Origin of the sequence: Pseudomonas sp. HMWF006 (assembly GCF_003061205.1) — a bacterium.
GTDB lineage: Bacteria > Pseudomonadota > Gammaproteobacteria > Pseudomonadales > Pseudomonadaceae > Aquipseudomonas > Aquipseudomonas monsensis.
On record NZ_QAIU01000463.1, the window covers coordinates 1 to 4732 of the forward strand.

The window sequence follows — 4732 nt, forward strand, 5'->3', positions numbered from 1 at the left end:
ATCGAGTTGAACTCAGATCTTGAAAAGCCCAAAGATCGGCCCCCTCTCCCAGGGGAGAGGGCTGGGGTGAGGGGTGAGTTCACCGCGGTGTTTGAGAGGTTGGATTACTTCTTCGCGACAATCACAGCACGCATCGGCGCCGGCAGGCCCTCGATGGTTTTGCTGTGGTCTTCGGGATCAAGGAAGTCGCTCAACGACTGGTACTTCATCCACTCGGTGCCGCGCTGCTCTTCGACCGTGGTGGTGCTGACGTCCACACACTTCACATCGGTGAAACCTGCTCGGCGCAGCCACAATTCCAGCGCCGGCACCGACGGCAGGAACCACACGTTGCGCATCTGCGCATAGCGGTCTTCCGGCACCAGCACCTGATGCTTGTCGCCTTCGACCACCAACGTTTCCAGTACCAGTTCGCCGCCCTTGACCAGGCAGTCCTTCAGCGCCAGCAAATGTTCGATCGGCGAACGACGGTGGTAGAACACACCCATGGAGAACACGGTGTCGAAGCCTTCGAGGTTCGGCGGCAGGTCTTCGAACGGGAACGGCAGGTGCCAGGCGTTCGGCTCGGACAGATAGCGCTGTACCGCCTGGAACTGGCAGAAGAACAGCCAGTTCGGATCGACACCGATCACGCTGTCCGCGCCGGCGCCGAGCATGCGCCACATGTAATAACCGTTGCCGCAACCGACATCGAGGATGCGTTTGCCCTTCAAGTCGAGGTGCGGCGAGACGCGTGACCACTTCCAGTCCGAGCGCCATTCGGTGTCGACGTGCACGCCGAACAGGTCGAACGGGCCTTTGCGCCACGGCGACAGGCCCATCAGCGCGGTCCGCATCTGCGCGCGGGTTTCATCGTCGCAGTCGGTGTCGAGTTTCAGACCGTTGAGCAGGTCGACTTCGCTTGGCTGGATTTTCGGCAGGGCGTCCAGCGCACTTTGCCAGCGCTCCAGATCGCCGTGACCTTTCTCCATTTTCTTGTCGAGTTGCACTTGCAGGGTGCTGGCCCATTCGGCCAGCGGTGTGCCGGCCAGACGGCGGGCGAGGGGGGACAGATCAATCATGGCAAGGCAATCAACGAGGCAAAGTTAAGACACTGGAACCACGGCACGACTTTCGAGAACCCGGCGGCCAGCAGGCGTTCGCGGTGTTCTTCGAGGCTGTCGGGCTTCATGACGTTTTCGATGGCGCTGCGCTTCTGGGCAATCTCCAGTTCGCTGTAGCCGTTGGCGCGTTTGAACGCGACGTGCAGATCGGTGAGCAGCGCGTGCTCTTCGGCATCGTTGAAGCGCAGTTTCTCCGACAGAATCAATGCGCCGCCGGGCAGCAAAGATTTGCGGATACGCGAGAGCAACGCGGTGCGCTGTTCCGGGGCAATGAATTGCAGGGTGAAATTCAGCGCCACCACCGAAGCAGGCTGGAAATCGAGGGCGAGGATGTCGCCTTCAATCACTTCGACCGGCAGCAACTCCTGGAACATCGAATTCTGGCCGTTAAGGTATTCGCGGCACCGCTCGACCATCGCCGCCGAGTTATCCACAGCGATCACCCGGCAACCGTCGGTGCGAACATGGCGGCGCAGCGCCTGAGTCACCGCACCGAGCGACGCGCCAAGGTCGTAGAGCACGCTGTTCGGCTGGGCGAATTGCGCGGCGAGCACGCCGAGGTTTTCGACGATGGTCGGGTAACCCGGCACCGAGCGCTTGATCATGTCCGGGAACACCCGCACCACGTCTTCGTTGAAGGCGAAGTCAGGCACCTTGTCCAGGGGCTGGGCGAAAATGCGATCGGGTTCTTTGCTCACGGCGGTTTCCGGCGGTGTCGATGGAAAAGGCCGGCATTTTAGCCAAACTGGCGCGGGGATGCGCGGGTTGTCTGATAAAGCACCGCACACAAACCTGAAGCACACACGTGTGGCGAGGGGATTTATCCCCGATCGGATGCGAAGCAGTCGTAGAACCTGTGCATGCGATAGGTCTGATACACATTGCTGGCAGGTTTTAGGGGCCGCTTCGCAGCCCATCGGGGATAAATCCCCTCGCCACAGTTATTCAGCGTTTGGTCTGGGAGAAGGCGGAGGCCGCAATGCCCCACTGGCCCAGCCAGTAGCTGAGGATGATGACGTACGGCGCAGCGTGAAATGGCGACACAAACCGGTCAATGCCAATCACGCTGTCCGAGAACACAAACGCCAGCGCACCCCCCGCCGCCAGTAGCGCCGAACGCTTGGGCACATCGGTTCCGAGACGAGCGAGGGCACGCCAGAGCATTGCGCTGATCGCCGTGCCGTAAACGATCACCGGCACCAGCAACGGCCCCAGACCGCTGGAAATCAGAAGTCCCAGCAATACCGCGCCAACTCCGAGGGCGAGCACCAACGGCAACACCGCCGGACGCTTGCAGTCACTCAGATAAGCCTTCAGATAAGCCAGATGCGCGACCAGAAACGCACCGAGGCCGAACACAAACAAATCCCCCGGCCACGCCAGCAACACATCGCCGAGTAACGAGAAAATCAGCCCGAGGCTGATCCAGCGCCGATAGTCACCGGGCGGCGCATCGTGCAACCAGCCGAGCAGCGCCAACACCGGCAACGGTTTGACCAACAGGCAGAGCAGCGCCGCATGGGTACTCAGGCCGTAGAGATACGTCACCGCGCCCATCAGCGCCAGAATCAGCCAGCCCACGATCAGTTCACCGAGATCGCGCAGTCAAAGGTTTCCACCGGCAACACTTCCGGAGCCCACGGCTGTTGCGAGGTCAGGCGCAAGCGCCCGGTGCCGGGAGCGAAGGCCTGAAAGCGCCAGGTCGACAGGCCGGCCGCACCGACGACGCCGGCGTCTTCTGGATTGCTGTAAACCTCGGGGCTCAATGCACGCAGCACGCCACCGGCCGAATCCTGAATGGCCCAGCGATAGCCCGTGGTCGGGTTGCTTGGCAGCATCACAATCAGGTTTTGCCCGTTGGTGAGCCGGACCGGGCACTCGCTTTGTTTTTCCACGGTCACGTTGTGTTTCGGCGGCGTGGCGCACGCGGCCAGCAACGAAAGGGCGAGGGGGATAAACAGGCGAGTGGGGGACATAAGGTCAGCAGCTCCGGCGTTGGTGACGAACGGCGAGCATAACTGAAGATGAGACAAAGTGTGACAACGCCAAGCCCTCACCCTAACCCTCTCCCAGAGGGAGAGGGGACTGACCGAGGTGTCTTGTGTCATACATCGACCTGAAAGATCGAGTCGATTATGGATTCAGCGAAGTACTTTCAGGTCGGCGTAACCCTGAAATATCTCTCGGTCGGCCCACTCTCCCAGAGGGAGAGGGGACTGACCGAGGTGTCTTGTGTCATACATCGACCTGAAAAACCGAGTCGATTATGGATTCAGCGAAGTACTTTCAGGTTGGCGTAACCCTGAAATATCTCTCGGTCGGCCCACTCTCCCCAGAGGGAGAGGGGACTGACCGAGGTGTCTTGTGTCATACATCGACCTGAAAGATCGAGTCGATTATGGATTCAGCGACATAGCTTCAGGTCGGCGTACTTCTGCAATATTCCGCAATTAGCTCCCTCTCCCTCCGGGAGAGGGCTGGGGTGAGGGGCTTTCTGTCAGAACAGGATCTTCGCCACATCCGCAAACTTCTTGGCGAAATGCACCGTAATGCCTTCCTTCAGATACTCCGGCAGTTCGTCGAAGTTGCCCCGGTTTGGCTCCGGCAGGATCAATTCGAAAATCTTCTGCCGCCGCGCTGCAATCACCTTCTCGCGCACCCCGCCAATCGGCAGTACATGCCCGGTCAGCGTCAGTTCGCCGGTCATCGCCACGCCTTTTTTCGGCGCCTGATTGCGCGCGAGCGAGAGCAAAGCACTGGCCATGGTCACGCCGGCGCTCGGGCCGTCTTTTGGTGTGGCGCCTTCCGGTACGTGCAGGTGGACGAAGGCTTCGTCGAAGAACTTCGGATCGCCGCCGAACGACTTCAGGTGCGAGCTGACGTAGCTGTAGGCGATCTCCGCCGACTCCTTCATCACATCGCCCAGTTGCCCGGTGAGTTTGAACCCGCGATTGAGCGTGTGAATCCGCGTGGCTTCGATCGGCAGGGTCGCGCCGCCCATGCTGGTCCAGGCCAGACCGGTAATGACGCCGGTGCCGGACAACACTTGTTCATTGCGAAATACCGGATGACCCAGCGACGCTTCAAGGTCTTTCGGCCCGAGTTTGATCACCGCTTTCGGGTCGTCGATCAGCTTCATCACCGCTTTGCGCACCAGTTTGCCCATCTGCTTTTCCAGCTGGCGTACGCCGGCTTCACGGGCATAACCGTCGATCAAGGCCTTGAGCGCGCTGTCGCTGATGCTCAGGCTGCCCTTGGACACGCCGGCCTTTTCCAGCAGTTTCGGCCACAGGTGACGCTTGGCGATGGCGACTTTTTCTTCGGTGATGTAGCCCGACAGGCGAATCACTTCCATCCGGTCCAGCAACGGGCCGGGAATCGAATCGAGGGTGTTGGCGGTGCACACGAACAGGACTTTCGACAGGTCCATGCGCAGGTCTAGATAGTGGTCGAGGAATTCGACGTTCTGCTCCGGGTCGAGGGTTTCCAGCAGCGCCGAGGCCGGATCGCCCTGGTAGCTCTGGCCCATCTTGTCGATCTCGTCGAGCATGATCACCGGGTTCATCACTTCGACGTCTTTCAGCGCCTGGACGAGTTTGCCCGGCTGCGCGCCGATGTAGGTGCGGCGG

The 4732-nt window shown here is 60.5% G+C and carries 5 protein-coding genes; all 5 read right to left on the reverse strand.

Translation table 11 applies throughout. From position 1 onward, the window contains the following. Positions 1–104: 104 nt before the first annotated feature. Positions 105–1061: a tRNA 5-methoxyuridine(34)/uridine 5-oxyacetic acid(34) synthase CmoB gene (cmoB, locus tag DBR24_RS20120; protein WP_123466087.1), complete on the reverse strand. Its 957-nt coding sequence runs from the start codon at positions 1059–1061 to the stop codon at positions 105–107. Then, positions 1058–1801, reverse strand: a complete 744-nt coding sequence (gene cmoA, locus DBR24_RS20125; protein ID WP_128615633.1) for a carboxy-S-adenosyl-L-methionine synthase CmoA — start codon at positions 1799–1801, stop codon at positions 1058–1060. Before cmoA ends, cmoB begins: the two co-directional genes overlap by 4 nt. A gap of 247 nt (positions 1802–2048) precedes the next feature. Then, complete coding sequence (locus tag DBR24_RS20130) at positions 2049–2684, reverse strand: lysoplasmalogenase (protein ID WP_177490642.1); 636 nt, start codon at positions 2682–2684, stop codon at positions 2049–2051. Positions 2685–2686: 2 nt separating this feature from the next. Beyond that, the gene (locus tag DBR24_RS20135; protein ID WP_128615635.1) at positions 2687–3079 is read right to left on the reverse strand and encodes a protease inhibitor I42 family protein; all 393 of its coding nucleotides are present in this window, start codon (positions 3077–3079) and stop codon (positions 2687–2689) included. A 521-nt stretch (positions 3080–3600) separates the two neighbouring features. Then, positions 3601–4732 (reverse strand): S16 family serine protease (locus DBR24_RS33000; RefSeq protein ID WP_256591676.1); only part of this gene is annotated, 1132 nt, incomplete at its 5' end.

What these genes read in the sequence shown, in the direction of transcription:
- cmoB (WP_123466087.1), bottom strand. Translation starts at nt 1,061, where the DNA reads ATGATTGATCTGTCCCCCCTCGCCCGCCGTCTGGCCGGCACACCGCTG.
- DBR24_RS20135 (WP_128615635.1), bottom strand. Translation starts at nt 3,079, where the DNA reads ATGTCCCCCACTCGCCTGTTTATCCCCCTCGCCCTTTCGTTGCTGGCC.